General features: G+C 67.6%; 18 protein-coding genes. 11 read left to right on the plus strand and 7 right to left on the minus strand.

The annotated features are described in order from the left end of the window. The first annotated feature begins 21 nt into the window (after positions 1-21). The 3 genes from DAT37_RS00545 (at position 22) to DAT37_RS00555 (ending at position 3,727) form a co-directional block, all read left to right on the plus strand. Positions 22-2,337, plus strand: coding sequence for a heavy metal translocating P-type ATPase (locus DAT37_RS00545; RefSeq protein ID WP_109522666.1), 2,316 nt, complete (start codon positions 22-24; stop codon positions 2,335-2,337). A 155-nt stretch (positions 2,338-2,492) separates the two neighbouring features. Beyond that, complete coding sequence (locus DAT37_RS00550) at positions 2,493-3,260, plus strand: sigma 54 modulation/S30EA ribosomal C-terminal domain-containing protein (RefSeq protein WP_232839410.1); 768 nt, start codon at positions 2,493-2,495, stop codon at positions 3,258-3,260. Continuing rightward, entirely contained in the window at positions 3,260-3,727 is a 468-nt protein-coding gene (locus tag DAT37_RS00555) for a pyridoxamine 5'-phosphate oxidase family protein (protein WP_109522667.1), read from the plus strand. Before DAT37_RS00550 ends, DAT37_RS00555 begins: the two co-directional genes overlap by 1 nt. 70 nt (positions 3,728-3,797) lie before the next feature. Here the strand turns inward: DAT37_RS00555 and DAT37_RS00560 are convergent, their stop codons facing one another. The 5 genes from DAT37_RS00560 to DAT37_RS00580 all read right to left on the minus strand — a co-directional run bounded on the left by DAT37_RS00560 (position 3,798) and on the right by DAT37_RS00580 (position 8,134). Next, positions 3,798-4,808, minus strand: a complete 1,011-nt coding sequence (locus tag DAT37_RS00560) for an Acg family FMN-binding oxidoreductase (RefSeq protein WP_109522668.1) — start codon at positions 4,806-4,808, stop codon at positions 3,798-3,800. A gap of 88 nt (positions 4,809-4,896) precedes the next feature. After that, entirely contained in the window at positions 4,897-5,310 is a 414-nt protein-coding gene (locus tag DAT37_RS00565) for a DUF302 domain-containing protein (RefSeq protein WP_109522669.1), read from the minus strand. Next, positions 5,307-5,567, minus strand: a complete 261-nt coding sequence (locus DAT37_RS00570; protein WP_109522670.1) for a YgaP family membrane protein — start codon at positions 5,565-5,567, stop codon at positions 5,307-5,309. The genes DAT37_RS00565 and DAT37_RS00570 overlap by 4 nt, the downstream gene beginning before the upstream one ends. A gap of 46 nt (positions 5,568-5,613) precedes the next feature. Further along, positions 5,614-5,883 carry a metal-sensitive transcriptional regulator gene (locus DAT37_RS00575; RefSeq protein ID WP_109522671.1) on the minus strand — a complete coding sequence of 90 codons (270 nt, stop codon included), beginning with the start codon at positions 5,881-5,883 and terminating at the stop codon, positions 5,614-5,616. An 88-nt stretch (positions 5,884-5,971) separates the two neighbouring features. Then, positions 5,972-8,134 (minus strand): MMPL family transporter, encoded by a 2,163-nt coding sequence (locus tag DAT37_RS00580; RefSeq protein WP_109522672.1) that lies wholly within the window; start codon positions 8,132-8,134, stop codon positions 5,972-5,974. A 376-nt stretch (positions 8,135-8,510) separates the two neighbouring features. Here DAT37_RS00580 and DAT37_RS00585 point away from each other — a divergent pair, with 376 nt between their 5' ends. Continuing rightward, complete coding sequence (locus tag DAT37_RS00585) at positions 8,511-9,155, plus strand: mycothiol-dependent nitroreductase Rv2466c family protein (protein WP_109522673.1); 645 nt, start codon at positions 8,511-8,513, stop codon at positions 9,153-9,155. A 141-nt stretch (positions 9,156-9,296) separates the two neighbouring features. Here DAT37_RS00585 and DAT37_RS00590 read toward each other — a convergent pair whose 3' ends face one another. Continuing rightward, complete coding sequence (locus DAT37_RS00590) at positions 9,297-10,274, minus strand: Acg family FMN-binding oxidoreductase (protein WP_198654026.1); 978 nt, start codon at positions 10,272-10,274, stop codon at positions 9,297-9,299. A gap of 289 nt (positions 10,275-10,563) precedes the next feature. On the opposite strand from DAT37_RS00590, the gene DAT37_RS00595 reads away from it, so the two are divergent. From DAT37_RS00595 to DAT37_RS00605, 3 genes are all read left to right on the plus strand, one after another. Next, positions 10,564-10,995, plus strand: a complete 432-nt coding sequence (locus DAT37_RS00595) for an Hsp20/alpha crystallin family protein (protein WP_109522675.1) — start codon at positions 10,564-10,566, stop codon at positions 10,993-10,995. A gap of 154 nt (positions 10,996-11,149) precedes the next feature. After that, a complete protein-coding gene (locus tag DAT37_RS00600; RefSeq protein ID WP_157978227.1) occupies positions 11,150-11,440 on the plus strand; it encodes a DUF1918 domain-containing protein in 291 nt (96 codons plus the stop codon). A gap of 346 nt (positions 11,441-11,786) precedes the next feature. Then, positions 11,787-12,515: an SDR family NAD(P)-dependent oxidoreductase gene (locus tag DAT37_RS00605; protein WP_408637350.1), complete on the plus strand. Its 729-nt coding sequence runs from the start codon at positions 11,787-11,789 to the stop codon at positions 12,513-12,515. A gap of 85 nt (positions 12,516-12,600) precedes the next feature. Here the strand turns inward: DAT37_RS00605 and ppsA are convergent, their stop codons facing one another. Then, positions 12,601-14,895: a phosphoenolpyruvate synthase gene (ppsA, locus tag DAT37_RS00610; RefSeq protein WP_109522677.1), complete on the minus strand. Its 2,295-nt coding sequence runs from the start codon at positions 14,893-14,895 to the stop codon at positions 12,601-12,603. Between the two features lie 270 nt (positions 14,896-15,165). Here ppsA and DAT37_RS00615 point away from each other — a divergent pair, with 270 nt between their 5' ends. From DAT37_RS00615 to DAT37_RS00630, 4 genes are all read left to right on the plus strand, one after another. After that, positions 15,166-15,531, plus strand: a complete 366-nt coding sequence (locus DAT37_RS00615) for a spore germination protein GerW family protein (protein WP_109522678.1) — start codon at positions 15,166-15,168, stop codon at positions 15,529-15,531. A 114-nt stretch (positions 15,532-15,645) separates the two neighbouring features. Beyond that, the gene (gene acsA, locus DAT37_RS00620) at positions 15,646-17,445 is read left to right on the plus strand and encodes an acetate--CoA ligase (RefSeq protein ID WP_109522710.1); all 1,800 of its coding nucleotides are present in this window, start codon (positions 15,646-15,648) and stop codon (positions 17,443-17,445) included. Continuing rightward, positions 17,442-18,434, plus strand: coding sequence for a pyruvate dehydrogenase (acetyl-transferring) E1 component subunit alpha (gene pdhA, locus DAT37_RS00625; RefSeq protein ID WP_198654027.1), 993 nt, complete (start codon positions 17,442-17,444; stop codon positions 18,432-18,434). Before acsA ends, pdhA begins: the two co-directional genes overlap by 4 nt. Further along, positions 18,431-19,399, plus strand: coding sequence for an alpha-ketoacid dehydrogenase subunit beta (locus tag DAT37_RS00630; RefSeq protein ID WP_109522679.1), 969 nt, complete (start codon positions 18,431-18,433; stop codon positions 19,397-19,399). The genes pdhA and DAT37_RS00630 overlap by 4 nt, the downstream gene beginning before the upstream one ends.

Raw genomic sequence — 19,399 nt, forward strand, 5'->3', positions numbered from 1 at the left:
ACGCACGTGGAGGAGAAGCATATGGACGCGACGACCGTTCGCTCCGGGACCGCCACGGCTGATCTACGTCGCGAGATCGGGCTGGGCGGCGGGTTGGCCCTGCTGGTGGTGTCCGGGCTGGCCGCCCGGCCGTTCAGTGAGTTCGCCGCGGATCTGCTGTGGATGTCGGCGGTGGTGGTCGCCATCGTCCCCGCGACCTGGTGGGTGCTGCGAGATCTGAGGAAAGGCCGCTACGGGGCGGATCTTCTCGCTCTGGTCGCCTTGGCCGGTTCCGCGATCGTCGGTGAGTACTTCGCGGGCGCGCTGATCGCGCTCATGGTCGCCACCGGGCGGATACTCGAGTCGTACGCGGGCAGGCGCGCGGGCCGCGATGTGACCGCGCTGCTTCAGCGAGCACCGGTCCAGGCGCACAGGCGGTCGCCGGACGGGGTGGAGACAGTCCCGGCCGCCACCGTTGTCCCCGGTGACGTCGTGACCGTCTTCCCCGGTGAGACGGTCCCCGTCGACGGGATCTTGATGGCGGAGGGCGTATTCGACGAGTCGGCGCTGACCGGTGAGTCGGTTCCGACCGCGCGCGGCGCCGAAACCCGGGTGCGCAGCGGGGTGGTCAACGCGGGTGCGGCAGTCGACATCCGCGCCGAGGCGACCGCCGAGAGCAGTACCTACGCCGGAATCGTCACCCTGGCGAGGCAGGCCGCCGCGACCAGTGCGCCGGTAGCTCGACTGGCCGACCGGGTCGCGGTATGGTTCCTGCCGCTCGCGCTCGCCGTGGCGGGTGTGGCCTGGGCGTCGACCGGTGATGCCGTGCGCGCGGTTGCCGTGGTGGTGACCGCGACACCGTGCCCGTTGCTGCTGGCCGTCCCGGTGGCGATCACGGCGGGCATGTCACGGACGGCGCGCGCCGGGGTGGTCGTCAAGGACGGTGCCGCGCTCGAGACGCTCGGGCGCGCACGGAGTTTGGCGATGGACAAGACCGGCACCGTGACGGTGGGCCACCCCGAGGTCGTCGAGATCCTCACCGCCCCCGGCGTCGACGAGGAGCGAGTACTGCGCCGAGCGGCTGCCGTCGAACAGTTCTCGCCGCATGTGCTCGCGCGCGCCGTCACTCTGGCCGCCACTCGTCGTGGCGTGGAACCCGCCCAGGCGCGAGAAGTGTCCGAGCACCCGGGTCGAGGCGCGACCGGGACCGTGGACGGACATGCTGTGCGCGTCGGTCGACTGCCCGCCGACATCGAGCCCGAGCCGTGGGCAGCGGGAGCGATGCGGCGGGCACGGCTGGACCTGGCGGGGATCATCTGGGTTTCGGTCGACGGAAAACCGGTGGCGGCCATGCTGGTTCGTGACCGTCTGCGTTCGGATGCCGCGCGGACCACGCGTAGGTTGCGGGCCGCGGGGCTGAAGAGATTGCTGCTGCTCACCGGCGACCGCGTGGACAATGCCACCGATGTCGCCAGGATGTTGGGCCTGACCGAGGTACTCGCCGAGGCCGACCCCTCCGACAAGATCGCCGCGATCCGCACCGAACGGCGTCACGGGATCACCGTCATGGTCGGCGACGGAGTCAACGACGCGCCCGCGCTCGCCGCGGCCGACGTCGGTATCGCCCTGGGGTCGCGCGGATCGACCGCCGCGGTCCAAGCCGCGGACGCGGTCATCGTCGATGATCGGATCGACCGGCTCGCCGACGCCGTCGAGATCGCTCAACGCACACGGCGCCTGGCGGTACAGAGCGCGGTCGCGGGTATGTCACTGTCCCTGCTGGCGATGATCGCGGCCGCGTTCGGCCTGCTGGCTCCGGCGGCAGGCGCCCTTGTACAGGAGGGCATCGACATCGCGGTCATCTCGAATGCCCTGCGGGCCATCCGAATCGGATCCGCGCGAGGTAGCACCGCGATCGACCCGCTGATAGGCCGATTCGCTCGCGAACACGAGCGGTTGCACGCGGCGCGTGCCTCGGTTCGCGCTGCCGCCGACTCGTTGGCCGATGGTCCGGGTCCGGCGGCCGATCGTGCCGTGCGTCGAGCGCTGGCGTTGCTCACCGACTATCTGCTGCCCCACGAGCATGCCGAGGAATCCGACCTGTATCCGGCGCTGGCCGACTATCTGCGCGACCCCGAGGCGATGGTCGCCATGAGTCGCGAACATGTCGAGATCGACCGATTCGCCGACCGAATCCGCCGACACCTCGATGCCTCGCCCGGCGGCATCCAGCCGGATCAGGTCGATGACCTACGGGCGACCCTCTACGGCTTGGACGCGATCTTGACCCTGCATTTCGCGCAGGAGGACGAGGCGCTGTTCACCTTGGCCGACAATCAGCAGACCGCCGCCGGGTGATCGCCGTCGTGTCGCGACGGCTCCGATCGGAAGCTCCGTCGGGGGAGGTATTCCGTGGTGACTTCCCGGGACTTTGTGCCCTGTCGACTTCGCGGCCGCGAATGATGCCATGGGTGGCGCTCGAATCCTGGACTCGGAAAGTGAGGTTGTGGTAGGTGGAACTGTCCGAAATGCGTCCGGCAGGCACGGTCACCCATTGTGAACTCGTAGTTGAGGGTGCGATCGAGCCGTGGGAGGTCGAACGCACCCTGCGATCGGTCGGTCGGGTCTTGCGCTGTCACCGGATCGGCGCGCCCTCTCGCCTTCGGCTCAGCGCGGCGGCGTGTCCGGACGGTCCGGTGCTGGCCCAGGTCAACACCCGATTTCGGGAGATACCGGTGCGGGTGCAGGTCGGCGGTCCGACCGGATTCCTCGCGGAATTCGTGGCCGAACGCCTGGATCGGCAGATCGCACGGATCGCCGCCGGTGACGTGGCGCGGGTCTGGCCGGATCCGGCAAGACCCGCGCTGGCCGCGGTGACCGAACCTCGACCGGTCGTGCGCCGCAAGTACTGTGAGCTACGCCGGGGCGATCCGAGAAGTGCGGCGACCGCGATGGATGCGATGGATTACGACGCCCATCTGTTCAGCGACGCCGAGACCGGCGAAGATGCCGCGGTCTACTGGGCGGGCCCCCACGGTGTGCGATTGGCGCGGCAGCGTCGGGTCGATCCACCGCGGTCGAACACCTTGCCGCTGAGCGTGAATCCACGCCCCGCACTCTTGCTGACCGACGCCGAGGCGGGAGTGCGGCTGTGCCGCTACGGGCTTCCGTTCGTATTCTTCACCGACCCGCGTGACAAGCGAGGCCGGTTGCTGTACCGACGGTACGACGGCGACTTGGCCCTCGTCGCTCCGGCGCCGACCGATCATGGCGGCGCGTGATGATCGAGGACTCCGCTCTCGACGAACCGGGCCGTGCCCTCCAGCGACTCGACCGCGCCGAGGCACTGCGATTGCTGGCAGGCACTCCGGTGGGCCGGGTGGTGTTCACCCGCCACGCGCTACCGGCGATCCGGCCGGTGAATCATCTGGTCGAGACGGACGGCTCGATCATCGTCCGCACTCGGCTGGCGGCATCGCTCACCACCGCGGTGCGCGGCAATTCGGGTGTGGTGGTGGCCTACGAAGCCGACGAGATCGATCCCGTTCGCCGGGTCGGGTGGTCGGTGGTGGTCACCGGCATCGCTCGTCCGGTGACCGAACCCGACCGGGTCGCGAGATACGAACGGCTCCTGCGGCCATGGGTGGACAAGGTCGTTGACACCGTGATCGCGATCGACCCCACCATCGTGAGTGGGATCCGACTCGTCGACAAGACCGAGATGGACGAGGTCGACCTGCGAAAATAGGGCGTTCACATCGGTCCGGGCCGAGTCCACGCGACTCGATCCGGCATGTGGATCGTCGCGTGTGCGCCGCTCATCGCTGCCGGAGCGTGAGAATGTCGGTGACCGGTCGACGTGGTGTCGGTGCGATCATGTCCTGCTCCGCGTCCTCGGGGGCCGTGCCGACGCGGATGACCACCTGCGGCACGCCCGGCCGGGGCAGGAGTCCGGCGAGGACTCCCCGTCCCGCGGGTAGTTCGGTGATGTGGGTCAGCGTGCAGGTCGCCAGCCCCGCCGCGGTGCATTCGAGCAACAGCACCGACAACGCCTCGCCGGTCTGGAGCCATTGCGACGTCGAGTCACTCACCGTGCTGAGGACCAACAGTCGAGCGCGGTCATCGATGTCACCGCGCCGGGCCGAATGCGGCGCCGAGGGAAAATTCCGCCCCACGCTCACCCGGGCGGATTCGGCGTCCGAAGGCAGTGCGTGGGACGGCACCCCTTCGGTCACATCGGAATGCCCTGCCCACCAGTGCAACTCGGTCTGGTATTCCATGTCGTACCGCTGTAGCGACGTCGCCTGATCGGACACCGCGGCGACGCGCGGCCCCGCGGATTCTTCGAGTACATCCAGCTCGAGATCATGCGGGTGTACGAGCAGGCGGGCGGTGTGCAACAGTTCGGACAGACCGTCGGGCGCGAGCATCGGCAAACGGTCGGTGCGCCGCGTTTCGATGGCGCGGGCTCGCTGTCGGACCCCCTCGGGTGGTTCGGGCCACGGTCGGAAGGTGATGGTCGCGAGGAGATCGGGGCGCTCGGGGTCGGGCAGCCGAACCGTGTCGGTGTGCCAGCCCTCGGCGGCGAAAGCGGTGCGCACATGGTGCAGCATCGCTCCGCAACTGATCACCTGCTGTCTGCCCCGGGGATCGGTCGTCACGAGAAGTCGGTCGGTATCGCGGAACAGATGCAGCCGGCTGTCATCGAAGATCCACCGCCAGGGCTGGGTGTTGTGGACCGACGGGGCCCGGCTCGCGAGCCGAATCGCCGACGACACCATCGCTTGGTCCGGTACGGAAAGGGCTGTAGAAGAGGTTTTGTCGGTCATAACGGTGATCCTCGTCCGAACCTCCCGGTGACGAATATGGGCCTTCCTCCTGTTCTCCAGGGTCGATGGTCACAGCGCACCCACAGGCTCACGCGTCGACCGCGGTCTCTCGCAGCGTCCGGATGGCCGAACCCAGCTTCGCGGTGGCTTCGGCGGCGATCGGCTCGAGGGTGGGTTCCCCGGTGACCCGGACCATCAACTCCGGGTCCATCGCCTCGATGACGACGGTGTCCTCGGCGGTGCGGTCACGGCGCACGACGACGTTGCACGGCAGCAGTAGGCCGATCTGGCGGTGCGCCTCGATCGCGCGCTGTGCCAGGAGAGGGTTGCAGGCGCCGAGGATGAGGTATTCCTCCATCTCGTGGCCGAGTTTCGCCTTCAACGTCGCTTGCACGTCGATTTCGGTCAGGACTCCGAATCCCTGTTGCGACAGGGCGTCGCGGGTGCGTTCGACAGCCTCGGCGAAGCTCGTGCGCAGGGTGGTCGACAAGGAATTGTTCATGACGATCTGCTTTCTCTCGTGTGGGTGGGACACGCCGTGGCGCTCGCCGGAATCCCGACCCTGGCCATCACCAGACTCGCCGGGCACCAACCGAGCGTGCCGTAGAGCAGTAGGTTCGCCGCGACGAACGCGGTGAGCAGCAGCCACCACGGCGAGACCACCGCTGTCAGCAGGGCGCTGACCAAGACCATGAACCCGGCCAGTAGCGGTACGACTCGCGGGATGGACCAGCCGTGCTGGCGAGGTAGCTGTGGCATCGGTCTTCTCCGTTGTTCTGTGGGTGGCGCCCACGCCGGATCCGGGTCAGGCTAGGGCCAGGAACAGTTTCTCGAGTTCGGCTTCGGTCATCGGGGTGGTCCCTTCCGGAGCCTGCCCGCTCAGGCATTCCCTCAGACCGGTGGCAACGATCTTGAATCCGGCTCTGTCCAGCGCCCGCGAAACCGCCGCGAGTTGGGTGACGACGTCCTTGCAGTCGCGGCCCTGCTCGATCATGGAGATCACTCCAGCGAGTTGACCGTGCGCGCGGCGCAGTCGGTTGAGCACCAGGGCGATACTGTCTTCGTCGCCGACCATGATGTGTTCCTCTCTCGGACCCCCGACTCCATGATACCCCTGAGGGTATATAGAGGGCTTCGTCGGCTGTGATGCTCGGCCGAGGCGATCAACGGTCGTGGGCGAAACTGATCCGGGGCAGGATCCTCGACAGCCAGGCCGGTGACCACCATGCGGCGTGCCCGGTCAATCGCAGCAGGACCGGCAGCAACACCAGTCGCACGAGCACCGCGTCGAGCAGTACGGCAGTGCCGAGGATGATGCCCATCTCCTTGGGGGGCAGCGGGTCGGCCAGGGCGAAGGTGAAGAACACGGCCACCATGACCGCCGCGGCGGCGAAGATCACCCGCCCGGAGTGTGCGAGGCCATCGATGTGGGCGATCTTCGGGTCGCCGGACCTCTCGTAGTGCTCCTTGGCTGTGGCCAGCAGGAACACCGTGTAGTCCATCGCGATCGCGAAGATCATCGCGAAGAAGAACACCGGCCCCCACCCGTCCAGAAATCCCTGGGGGGTGAACCCGAGCAGGCTCGCGCCGTGCCCGTCCTGGAAGATGAGTTTCGCGACACCGAACGCGGCGGCGGTCGAGAGCAAGCTGACCACGGTGCCGAGCACGGCGATGACCGGCGCCCGCAACGCGACGAGCAGTAGCAGGAATCCCAGGACCAGGATGATCCCGACGATGAGTGGGAAGTAGTCGTTCAACGCCTGTTGCAGGTCGAGGTTCTCGGCGGGGGCACCGCCCACCGCGGCGTCGGAGGGCAGCGCGGCGCGCAGCCGATCGAGGATCGCGCCCATCTGCGGATCGGAGGGATCGACGCCGGGAAGCGCCTGCATCATGACCACGGCGCTGCCGTCCATGGCGGGTTGGGGCGGGGTCACCATGGTGATGCCCTCGGTCGCGGCGGCGAGCTGTGCGGTCCGTGTCGCGTCGGCCGCGGGGGCGATGATCTGGAGCATGCCCGGCGCGCCCTCGCCCATCTGAGCCTGGACCAGTTCGTAGCCCTGGCGCACCGGGGCGTCACCGGGCACGACCTCGATCGAGGGCATGGCCACCTTCAATCCCAGTGTCGGCAGTGACAAGGCGATCAACACGAGCAGCGCGCCGATCGCGAACGGCCACGGATGCCGGTGGAGCAGATCGCCCCAGGCCGCGAAGCGCGGCGAACGATGCTGCTGCCTCTTGGCATATGGCAGCGAGCCCGCGTTCACTCTGCCACCGAGCGCGCCGAGTGCAGCGGGCAGCAGGGTCATGGTGGCCAGCAGGACGAATGCCACCGCGAGCATGATTCCGACCGCCATCGTCCGCACCGCGGGGGCTGGAACCAGCAGTACGGCAGACAGGCTGACCAGCACCGTGAGGCCCGACAGCACGACGGCCTTGCCCGCGGTGTCCATCGTTTCGGCGACCGCGTCGCGCCGAGAGGGCGCGTTGCGCAGCGCTTCGCGGAAGCGCGCGACGACGAACAGCGCGTAGTCGATGCCGAGGGCAAGCGCGAACATCATCGCGAAATTCATGGCCCACACCGAGATCGGGGTGATCTGGTTCAGCAACACCAACCCGCCCGCCGAGGCGACCAGACCGGCCAACGTCAGCAGCAGCGGCAGACCGGCCGCGACCAGTGATCCGAACGCCAGCACCATGATCGCCAGGGTCACCGGCCAAGAGAACAGTTCGGCCTTGATCATCGCGTCGTGATTGGCTTTGTTGAAATCGCTCCACAGTGCAGAGGCTCCCGTGGGGTAGACCTCGATCCCGTTCCCGGCCAGCGCGGTCAGCGCGTCCTTGTGCTCATCGACGGCTTCGACCATCTCGTCGGTGGTCGCGTTCGCCCCCGCGATGAGGATGCCGGTGTGGCCGTCCGGGCTGATCGACATGCCTGGCTGCGGCGCGATCACCTCGCCGATCCGGCTGTCACCGGCGAATACCTCGTCGATCTGGCCGAGTACGCGCTGCATCTGCGGACTCTGGATCGTGGCCGTGTCGGAGTGGACAACCACCTGTATCGCGGCAGAGGAATTACCGCCGAAATGCTGCTGTGCCAGCTCGCGGACCCGTACCGACTCCGATCCGTCGGCTTGCCAGCCCGCTCCGGCCAGTGAACTGAATACCGAGGGGGCCGCCGCGCCGAGCGCCACCAGTACGACCAGCCAGACACCGAAGACGATCTTGGTGTTGCCCGCCATGACAGCGCCCAGCCGGGCTAGCAAGCCTCCGGCGGCCGCCGGGGAACCGGGTGGGGCGGTCGGCTCGATGCTCGTGGTGTGACTCATCAAGGTTCTCCTCGAAACTGGGCGACAAATTTGCTGACAGACGCCGAGGCGTCATCGAAAGCCGTTGCGTATGCGACGCCTACGGGGTTCTGCTCCGGTCAACGACAATACCCCAGGGGGTATTCCTCTCACACGTCGAATATACCCCCTCGGGTATCTAGGAACGGAATGGGCGGCCGCACGCGCCTCGGCGTCATGCGCCTCGATGCCCGGCGTCGCCGACGATCGCGGCATCGGCGGATCGCTGATGTCAAATACCCTAGGGGGTATACTGATCAGTGCTGCTGATCCGAGAACGAGCTCGATGTGCCCCCCGTGTCGTGTCCGCGCCGGCTCGTCGGCCTGAAGAATTCAGCGTTCGAGAAAGGAATGCGCAATGACCGATATCGACCTGTATCTCGATCCCGTATGCCCCTTCGCGTGGGTGACCTCGCGTTGGCTACTCGGTTGCGCCGAGGCCGTCGGCGCCCGGGTCACCCTGCGGCAGATGAGCCTGGCTGTTCTGAACGAGGGCGAGGACGTCGATGCCGATCATCGGCCGATGATCGAGCGGTCGCGTCGGCTGGGGCGGCTGTTCGCCGCCGTCACCGCGCGCGACGGTCAGGAGGGATTCGCACGGCTCTACGAGACGATCGGGACACGAATACATGTCCACGGCGACGATGTGACGCACGACGGGCTCGATGGACTGCTCGACGATTGCGGACTCGATTCGGGGCTTTCGGCGTCTCTGGACGACCCCGCCTTCGATGACGCCATCGCGAATGCGCATGCTGTCGGTCAGCGGAGTCTCGGGGGACGCGGCGGCAGCCCGATCGTCGCTGTCGACGGCCGTGGATTCTTCGGCCCGGTATTGACCGAGGATCCTGGTCCGCGGCGGGGCGTGGCCCTGCTCGAAGCCGTTGTCACCATGGCGACGACGCCGGGATTCGCCGTGTTGCAACGGCCTTTCGCCGGACCGCCGACCATCGAGAAGGCCGGGGACCGCGGCGTCGCTCTGTCGGACGGCCTGCGATCGTGACCTCGGCCAGATCGCGGCGCGCGGACGAGAGACGCGCGGTAACGGTTGCGACCTTCGCCGCGCGCTCGACGCGAAACCGCGACCCGTGCCATCCCTCGCGGTGCGGCTCCCGTCGGAAAGTCCGAGGAATGGAGGGGCGTCTCATCCACGACACTCGAGGATGTCTTCGAGGGCCAGGCGGGGTGTGTCGGGTGGCTCGGCGTGGGACGGCGGCGCTGTACCGACGCGAACGAGTACCTGCGGTCGCTGGCCGCGGCCGGTCAGTTCGCGGACGATATCGCGGCTGCTAGGAAGTTCGGTGAGGTGGGTCAGGGGACAGGTCGCGTAGCCGGCGATCGTGCACTCGAGCAGAACGGTCGACAGCGTCTCGCCACATCGCAGTAGGGCTCGCGGGGAATCGTCGTCGGTCGAGAGCACCAACACGGCCGCTCGGTCTGTCCCGGTGTCGGCATCCCGGGGTCCAGCGGATCCGGAGGGGAACTTCCGGTTGATGCCGACACGTTCATAGTCTTCCTGGGAGGTCAGCACTTCGGGGGGCACTCCCGCGCTCTCGACGGGATGCCCGGACCACCAGCGCAATTCGGCCTGGTATCCGGAGTCGTAGCGCCGCAACGCGGCGGAGAGCTTCGAGGCTCGGGCGAGGTCGTGGCGGCTGTCGGCGGGAAGGATATCCAGGACCGCGCCGTCGGGGTCGAGGGTGCTGCGCAGCACTATCTCGAAATCTTCCCAGTCGGTTGGTTCCGCGAAGGGGAGCCGGTCGGTATGGCGGCGCAGGATGGCGTCGGCGCGTTCGCGGTCGGCGTCGGTGACGATCAGCGCCGGCCGGAACTCGACGGCGGCCAGGTAGTCGCGTTGGTTGAGATTGGGAAACCTCTCGATCACAGTTCTCCAACCAGCTGCTGCCATGGCGGCGTGAAGATGCCCCAACGCGACTCCGCAGCTGATCAGCAACTGTCGGCCCGCGGTGTCGGTGGCGGGCAGGATCCGACCGGACACCGAATACAGCCGCAACGTGTGACCGTCGAATATCCACCGCCACGGTTGGCTGTTGTGCAACGAGGGGGCGCGACCGGCCAGCAGCACGGCCTTCTCGATGACCTCTCCGGTGGGCGCGTTCATACTCTCCACCGTATGAACACGGAGACCTCGGGTCTGGAGTCGGAGGTCCCCAGATGAACGGCCGGTATGCCCCACCGCGGCGGTTTCGCAGACTCTGGGGATCATCGCGCACGCTTCGAAACAGACTGTCAGGTCGAGAGGTAATCGCCAGCGCGCGGGAGTCCTCTTCACAGTCGGATCCAGGGTGCCCAATGGCCTCACACGATGGGACCCCTGCCCCTGGCATCGGCGACCGTGCCGCTGGTCGAATCGAGGTGTCGTCACACCCTCGACAGAGACGGAGCCCATCATGAGCCTGCTTCCCGCACACCGCCACCAGCCGCTGTTCCCAGACCTGGCCGACTGGCTGACCGGCCTGTCCACACTCGAGAACATCCGCCCCTTCATCGAAGGCCGCTCGATCCGCGTCGAGGACGAATCCGTCGACGGCAAATACCTCCTACGGGCCGAACTCCCCGGCCTGGACCCGGACAAAGACGTCGAGATCACCGTCCACGACGGGACGCTGACCATCAAAGCCGAACGCAGCGAACGGCAGGAAACCAAAGGGCACACCGAGTTCAGCTACGGCTCGTTCACCCGCACGATCACCCTGCCCACTGGCGCGAACGAAGACGACATCGCCGCCACCTACGACAAAGGCATCCTCACCGTCACCGTCCCCCTCGCCGCAACCCGGACACCCCAGCCGAAACAGATAACGATCCGGACCGGCGAGTAGACGCCGACACGCACGCGCGCGGCGCCTGAGACGAGAGAGGCAAGGGGCAATGCCGGTCGACGACGAGCTCGCTCGCCGCATTGCCCCGGGCCACCGATCGGCGCGGCAATTCGAGCACCTACGGGATGAGGATCCGGCAGCGGAGGAGAAGAAGATGCATGCGAATCCAGGGGATTGGCTGATCGTGGAGGGGCGGGTCGTCGGCGAGACGGTGCGTCGGGGCTTGATCGAGGAGGTCCAGGGCGCCGACGGCGGTCCGCCGTTCTTCGTGCACTGGCTGGACAACGACCACCGCGCGCTGGTCTATCCGGGCCCGGACAGCCACATCCTGAGCGCCCGGCAACTGCGAGACCAGGAGCGGGTCGACGCGGACCGCCTCTCCTCGATCCAGCGCGAGCTGGCTACGCGTGCTCGAAAATCATCCTCGCCCGAGTCGAGGGCGTGACATGTGACGAGCGGTCGCGATCACGGCATGCGGTCGTTTTCATGATTTTCTCGTTGACAGGTACGTGGTGATGATGACCATCAAGGCGAAGACGATGGCGACGATCACCACTGCGAGAGGCCAATTCACGATAGTTTCCTTCCATTGGTCGCTGTGTCACCGTCCATCGAGGCGCCGTGCGGTGACGGGACTTCCGCGAGTGCGGTACGGAGACCGGGATCGGTTCGCCGTCGAGTCGACGGCGACATGGTCACTCCTCTCGGCCGCCGCGGCAGGCGATCCCGCACGTCATCCACCTCCGAGTGTGTCGTCTGTGTCGATCGCGCGTTAGGGGCGCAGTGCCCCGGTGCGGGGGACCAAAGGCAGGTGCGGGCTCGGGCGCGAGATGGCTTTCGCCGTGGCGCACTGCGGTGCCGATGTGATCATCGCGAGCCGCAACTACGACTCGTGCGTCACGACCGCCGAGGAGATCCGGGAAGCCACCGGCCGCGATGCACTGCCCTACGCGGTGCATGTCGGCCGCTGGAACGAACTCGACGGACTGGTCGATGCCGCCTACGAACGGTTCGGCAAGATCGACACGCTGATCAACAACGCCGGAATGCAGCCGGTCTACGACTCGCTCAACTCGGTCAGCGAGAAGTTGTTCGACTCGGTACTGAACCTCAACCTCAAGGGGCCGTTCCGGTTGGCGGCGCTGGTCGGCGAGAAGATGGTCGAGGCAGGACGCGGTTCGATCGTCAACGTCAGTTCCACGGGGTCGATTCGCCCGACACCGTGGATCGTCCCGTATGCGGCGGCCAAGGCCGGGCTCAACGCGATGACCGAGGGTCTGGCACTCGCGTTCGGGCCGAACGTGCGGGTCAACACCCTGATGGCGGGCCCGTATCTGACCGATGTCAGCAAGGCGTGGGGCCTGGAATCGCTGGAGCCGTCGCAGAACCCGTTCGCCGCGCACGCACTGCGGCGCGCGGGCGCGCCCAGCGAAATCGTCGGCGCCGCACTGTTTCTCGCCTCCGACGCGTCCAGCTACACCACGGGATCGATTCTGCGATCCGACGGCGGCATCCCCTGATCGAGTCCGGACCCGGCCGACATGCCAGTCGGCCGGTGAACCGGGGAGTCCGCCGCCAGGGGGCGGAAAGATTCTCGACGTCCGATCAGTTCCGCGGCTCGCGCAGGGCGTGGTCGAGCAGCAGGCGCCGCTCGGCGGCGGCGATGGTGGCGCGGACGGCGGGCGCGGCGTCCGGCGTCACCGAGATCGAGGTGATACCCATACGCACCAGATGCTCCGCGAATTCGGGATGATTCGACGGCGCCTGACCGCAGAGCGAAGAGGTGATGCCGTGCTGCCGTGCGGTGGAGACGATGCGCTCGATGGCGTCGAGCACGGCGGGATCGGCTTCGTCGAACAGTTCGGCGCATTGCTCGGAATCACGGTCGACGCCGAGCATGAGCTGGGTGAGATCGTTGCTGCCGATGGAGACTCCGTCGATGCCCGAGCCGATGTATTCGGGGAGCCAGTGCACGACCGAGGGCACTTCCGCCATGACCCAGCGGTGCAGGCCGCGGTGGCGTCCGAGCGGGCTGGCGTCGACCAGTTCGAGGCAGGCGGCCAGCTCCCAATGGGTGCGCACGAACGGAATCATCAAGTGCAGGTTAGGAGTTCGTTCCCTGACACGAGCTATGGCGGCCAATTCGAGATTGAACAACTCGGGCTCGCGAACGTAGCGGTAGCAGCCTCGGTAGCCGATCATCGGATTGTGTTCGACCGGCTCGTAGCGGGAGCCGCCGGTCAGCGCGCGGAACTCGTTGCTGCGGAAATCGGTGGTCCGGTAGATGACCGGTCGAGGCTGGAAGGCCGCCGTGATGCGGTGCAGTGATTTCGCCATCTTGTCGACGAAAAGGTGTTCCTCGCCGCGTGCGATCAGATCTCGCGGATGTCTCCCGCCGAGCGCCTGGGTCAGCAAGGTCTCCGCGCGGAGCAGCCCCACACCGTCGACGTCCCCCGCGGCGACGCGTTCGGCGGCGTCCGGTATCGCGAGGTTCACGTAGACCCGCGTCGCGGTGGGCACCCGAATCACCCCGGCCACGCCGCCGGTCGGGAGGCGGCCGGACTCGGTCGCGATCGGTTCCGCCTCTCCCGCGCGGACCTCACCGGCCGCGCCGTCCACGGTGACCATCGACCCGTCCGCCAAAGTCGTTGTCGCGGAGCGTGTGCCGACGATGCACGGGATACCGAGCTCGCGGGCGACGATGGCGGCGTGACAGGTCATGCCGCCGTTGTCGGTGACGACGGCGGCCGCGCGGGTCAGCGTCGGAAGCCAGTCCGGGTTGGTCATCGGCGCGACGAGGATCTCTCGGTCTCGCAACGAATGTCCCTGAGCGGGGGAGGACAGCACGCGCACCACGCCGCTCGCGATTCCTGGTGCGCCGGCCAATCCGCGTACCAGCACACGGGTGGGCACCTGGCCCGCGATGGGGCGTCGGGCCGGTTCGTCGTGCAGGGTGGTGATGGGGCGTGCCTGCACGAGCCACAGGGTGTCCTCGTCGAAGACCCATTCGACGTCCTGTGGGATTCCGTCATGGTGTTTCTGCACCGCCAGTGCGAGTCGGGCCACCGCGGTGGCCTGCTCTTCGCTCAGCACCGGGGCAGCGGTTTCGGCATCGGACAGATCGACCTGGCGATCGCCATCGGGTCCGGCGACGATCGCGTAACTCTGGTGGCCGGTGCGCGAGTCGAGTCGAGTCGGTCCTTCGGTGTCGAAGATATAGGTGTCGGGTTCGGTAGCGCCGGATACCACGACCTCGCCCTGGCCGCGTGCGGCCTCGATCACCACCCGGTCCCTGCGTCCGGACGACGGGTCTGCGGTGAACGCGACCCCCGAGCGCTGTGCGTTCACCATCCGCTGGACGACCACGGCCATCACCGGACGCCCCCGCATGCCTCGCCGCGCCCGGTAGGTGACGACGCGGGGGGTGAAAAGCGACGCCCAGCAGTCGATGACGGCCGCGAGCACCCCATCGTCGCCGCGCACGTTGGTCCGTGAGATATTCATGCCCGCGAAGGACGAGGTGGCGCTGTCCTCGCCGATCGCCGACGAGCGGACAGCGACCGGAACCTGGTCGCCGAGTCCGTGGTAGGCGGACAGAACCACTTCTCGGGCGACGCCGTCGAGCGTCGCCTCGTGTACGAGTTCACGCATCCGCAGACAGAGCTTCGCGATCCGGGACTCGTCGTCGATCGAATCGAGCGCCTCGCCGTGTAGGCGGTCGAGTTCGGCGCCGTGCGGCCCCTCCGTGATCACCTGCTCGTAGCAGGAACGCAAGATCACGAACCCCGGGGGGACGGGCAGGTCGCCCGCCACCAACTCTCCGAGGTTCGCCCCCTTGCCGCCTGCTATGTCGGTATCGGCGAGCCGTAACTCGCGGAAATCGGCCACATACTCGCCCATATCGGCTCCGATCTGCGCATCTGGACTGTGTCGCCTCAGCCTCGCTCAGTCGCGGGCCGGTCGTCAGTGCCGTCGTGCCCGGGCACCGAGGACATAGGGCCTCATCTCTGCCGACGCGGCGAGACGAGGGGCCGGCCGCGTGGCTGGTTCCGATGCCGTTACGCCTTCGACAAGCGGGCCGAAAGACCCTCGGCGCGACAGAATCCGTGGCCGAGACTTGGACTCGGCCGAGCATCCGCTCAGGTCTTGACCGACGGATAGGTCCGGGAAATGAAAATCGACGAGTTGATGACCCTCGCGAAGGATTCGATGACGGTACGGCGTGTCTACTCCGACCCCGTGGACAGCGACGGAGTCACCGTCATCGAGGTCGCCGCGGTTTCCGGTGGTGCGGGCCTCGGCACCGGGAGTGACAAAGACGGCGGCCAGGGATCCGGAGGCGGGTTCGGCCTCGGAGCCAAGCCGGTGGGCGTGTATGTGATCAAGAACGGACGATTGACGTGGCGGCCCGCCGTCGACGTCAATCGGCTCGCGATGCTCGCCGGTATCGTCGCGGTCACCGCGCTGGTCGTCGGCGCGCGCGTCGCAAACGCCGAGCGAGGTCGACCTCATGTGCGCTCGCTGTCACGACGCTGAGGTCCTCGTCGGGCGGTCGAGGGTCGGAGACCCCCTCGATCGGGGACTTTGCTCCCGCGATCGGTGGGCCAGAGGCTCTGCCCCTCGAACCGCGGCAGCGAGACGATGAACATCATGACCGAGACAAACGCGGCAAATGTATCGGTGGGTGGTTTCGCCGGATGGACGCCTATCGAGAAGTCTTCATCGCAGCGCGCGCAGGCCAACATCATCGACTACGACCGAGTCTGTCGTGAATTCAGCTGGGATGAGGCGCGATCGCAGTTGTCCGGTCTGCCGAACGGCGGTCTGAACATCGCCTGGGAAGCGGTCGATCGCCACCTCGGCGGTCCGAACGCGGGCGCTGTCGCCCTGCGTTGGCTCCGTGCGGACGGGCAGGCCGTCGAATTCACCTACGCCGCCCTCGCCGAGGCGACCAATCGGTTTGCGAATGTGCTGCGAAACAACGGAATACGCGTGGGAGATCGGGTCGGCGTGCTGCTCGGCCGTACCCCCGAGTTGTATATCGCGGTTCTGGGAGCGCTGAAGGCCGGTTGCGTCGTCTCCCCGCTCTTCTCTGCGTTCGGCCCCGAACCGGTGCGGCAGCGCCTGGCGATCGCCGAGGCCGCCGCGGTGGTGACCACCGCGGCGCTGTACCGCCGCAAGATCGCCGCCATCCGCGAGGAGGTGCCCACCCTGCGGACGGTGCTGCTCACCGACGGGGGCCCCGATGGCGTCGACCTACGCGCGGCGATGGCCGCCGCGGACGCTCACTGCGCCCCAGCCGAAACAGGCCCTGAGGATCCGGCACTGCTGCATTTCACGAGTGGGACCACGGGTGAGCCGAAGGGCGCGCTGCATGTGCACGGCGCGGTGCTCGCCCATCGGATCACCGCCGGGTACGCCCTCGACCTGCGCGCCGGCGACGTCTTCTGGTGCACCGCGGATCCAGGATGGGTCACCGGTATGTCCTACGGGGTGATCGCGCCCCTGTGCCTGGGAGCCACGGTGATCAGTGACGAATCGGAATTCGACGCGAAACGCTGGTATCGGATCCTCGACGAGCAGCGGGTATCCGTGTGGTACACCGCCCCGACCGCGCTGCGAATGCTGATGCGAATGGGCGATCGTCCTCCCGACGGTACCGATCTGACGGCGCTGCGATTCGTGACCAGCGTCGGTGAACCGCTGAACCCCGAAGTCGTCGTCTGGGGCGAGCACGCGCTCGGACATCCCGTGCACGACAACTGGTGGCAGACCGAGACCGGCGCGATCATGATCGCCAACCTCGCGGCCACACAGGTACGCCCGGGGTCGATGGGCCGCCCGCTCCCCGGTATCGAGGCGACCACACTGCGACGCGGCCCCGACGGGCGCGCCGCGGTCACCGACGGCGCCGTGACACCCGCCGAACCTGGTGAGGTCGGGGAACTGGCACTACGGCCCGGCTGGCCGTCCATGTTCCGGACCTACTGGGGGGAGCCGCGCCGCTACACACAGTGTTTCGCGGGCGGCTGGTACCTCAGCGGCGACCTGGCCCGCCGGGACAGCGACGGCTACTACTGGTTCGTCGGGCGCGCCGACGACGTCATCAAGTCCGCGGGACATCTGGTCGGGCCCTTCGAGGTCGAGAGCACGCTGTTGGAACATCCCGCCGTCGCCGAGGCCGGAGTCATCGGCACTCCGGATCCCGTCGCGGGGGAGTTGGTCAAGGCCTTCGTGCTCCTGCGCCCCGGCTACGAGGCCACCGAGGAACTGCGCGCGGATCTTCTCGCCTTCAGCCGCAAGGCATTGGGCGCGGTCGCGCCGAAAACCATCGAGTTCACCGCGGCGCTGCCACACACCCGCAGCGGCAAGGTGATGCGCAGATTGCTCAAAGCACGCGAACTGGGCCTTCCCGAAGGTGATGTGTCGACCCTGGAGGGCCCGTCATGACCGGCACCGACTCCACGACGACCGCATCCGGGGCCATCGATCGGATCGGTCTGCTACGCCAGATGATTCGCATCCGCCATTTCGAGCAGCGATGCGTTCAGCTCTACAGCGCCGAGAAGATCCGCGGGTTTCTGCACCTCTACATCGGCGAGGAAGCCGTCGCGGCCGGCCTGCTCGGTGAACTGACCCCGCGGGACGCTGTCGTCTCGACCTACCGCGAGCACGGTCACGCCATCGCCCGTGGCATTTCGATGACGGCGCTGATGGCCGAGATGTTCGGCCGCTCGACCGGGTGCAGCCGGGGGCGCGGCGGATCGATGCACCTGTTCGACGCCGACCTGCGCTTCTACGGAGGCAACGCGATCGTCGGCGGTGGGTTGCCGGTCGCCGTCGGGCTCGCGCTCTCCGACGCGATGCGCGGTCGCGACGCGGTCACGGTATGCCTGTTCGGTGACGGCGCTGTCGCCGAGGGCGAATTCCACGAATGTCTCAACCTCGCCGCGCTGTGGCAACTTCCCGTGCTGTTCGCCTGCGAGAACAACAGATACGCGATGGGCACCGCGCTCGCCCGCGAGCACGCGAACACCGACCTCGCGTTGCGCGCGGGCTCCTACGGGCTGACGTCGTGGCCGGTCGATGGAATGGACGCGGTCGCCGTGGCCGCGGCCACCCGCCGCGCGCTCACCTCGATCAGGGGTGGCGCCGGACCGTGTTTCCTCGAGCTGCGCACCTACCGATTCCGTGCCCATTCGCTCTACGACGCGGATCGCTACCGATCCAAAGAAGAGATCGCGGCCTGGAAAGCACGTGATCCCATCGCCACGCTCGCCGCCACGCTCGACGCGGCCGGTGAACTGGATGAAAACGCGCGCGCCGCGATGGATTCCGCGGCGGAGGCGGAATTGGACGCGGCCATCGCCGCCGCGGAGGCGGCACCGGAGGAACCGGTGGCCGACCTGACCAGATATGTCTACGCGGAGCCGTCATGACCACCTACCGTGAAGCGATCGCGGCGGCGATCCGTGAGGCACTCCACCGCGACGACCGTGTTTTCTTGATGGGGGAGGATGTCGGTGCCTACGGCGGTTGTTTCGGCGTCAGCCGTGGCATGCTCGACGAGTTCGGACCGCGCCGGATCCGGGATACCCCGTTGAGCGAATCGGCGTTCGTCGGCGCGGGAATCGGCGCGGCACTGGGTGGCATGCGCCCGATCGTCGAGATCATGACCGTCAACTTCAGCCTGCTTGCCCTCGATCAGATCCTCAACAACGCCGCCACCTTGCGCCACATGTCGGGAGGACAGATGGGGGTGCCGCTGGTCATCCGGATGGCGACAGGGGCAGGGCGCCAGCTGGCCGCCCAGCATTCCCATAGTCTCGAGTCCTTCTACGCGCATATCCCCGGCCTGCGCGTCGTGTCTCCCGCGACCGTCGCCGATGCCCGCGGCATGTTGTGGGCCGCGTTGGAAGATCCGGATCCCGTACTGATCTTCGAACCGATCGCGCTGTACAACTCCGAGGGCGAACTGCCCGCGGAAGACACGGCGACCGACATCGTTCGCGCGGCGGTCCGACGGCCGGGCACCGACGCCACCATCGTCGCCTATGGAGGCGGCCTGCGGGTAGCCGAAACGGCAGCCGAGCGGTTGACCACCGAAGGGATCGCGGCCGAGGTCATCGACCTCCGCGTCCTGCGCCCGCTGGATGAAGCCACCGTCCTGGAGTCCGTCGCGCGCACACACCACTTGGTGATCGTCGACGAAGGGTGGCGCAGCGTCGGGGTCGCCTCCGAAATCGCCGCTCGCGTAGCCGAATCCGGCTACTACGATCTCGACGCTCCGATCCGCCGGGTGTGCACCGCCGAAGTCCCGATCCCCTACGCCCGCCACCTGGAGGAGGCTGCCCTGCCGCAGCCGGACGCTGTCGTCGAGGCCGTGCGCGCGGTGGTGAGCTGA

Source organism: Nocardia aurea (assembly GCF_003123685.1).
Classification (GTDB): Bacteria; Actinomycetota; Actinomycetes; order Mycobacteriales; family Mycobacteriaceae; genus Nocardia; species Nocardia aurea.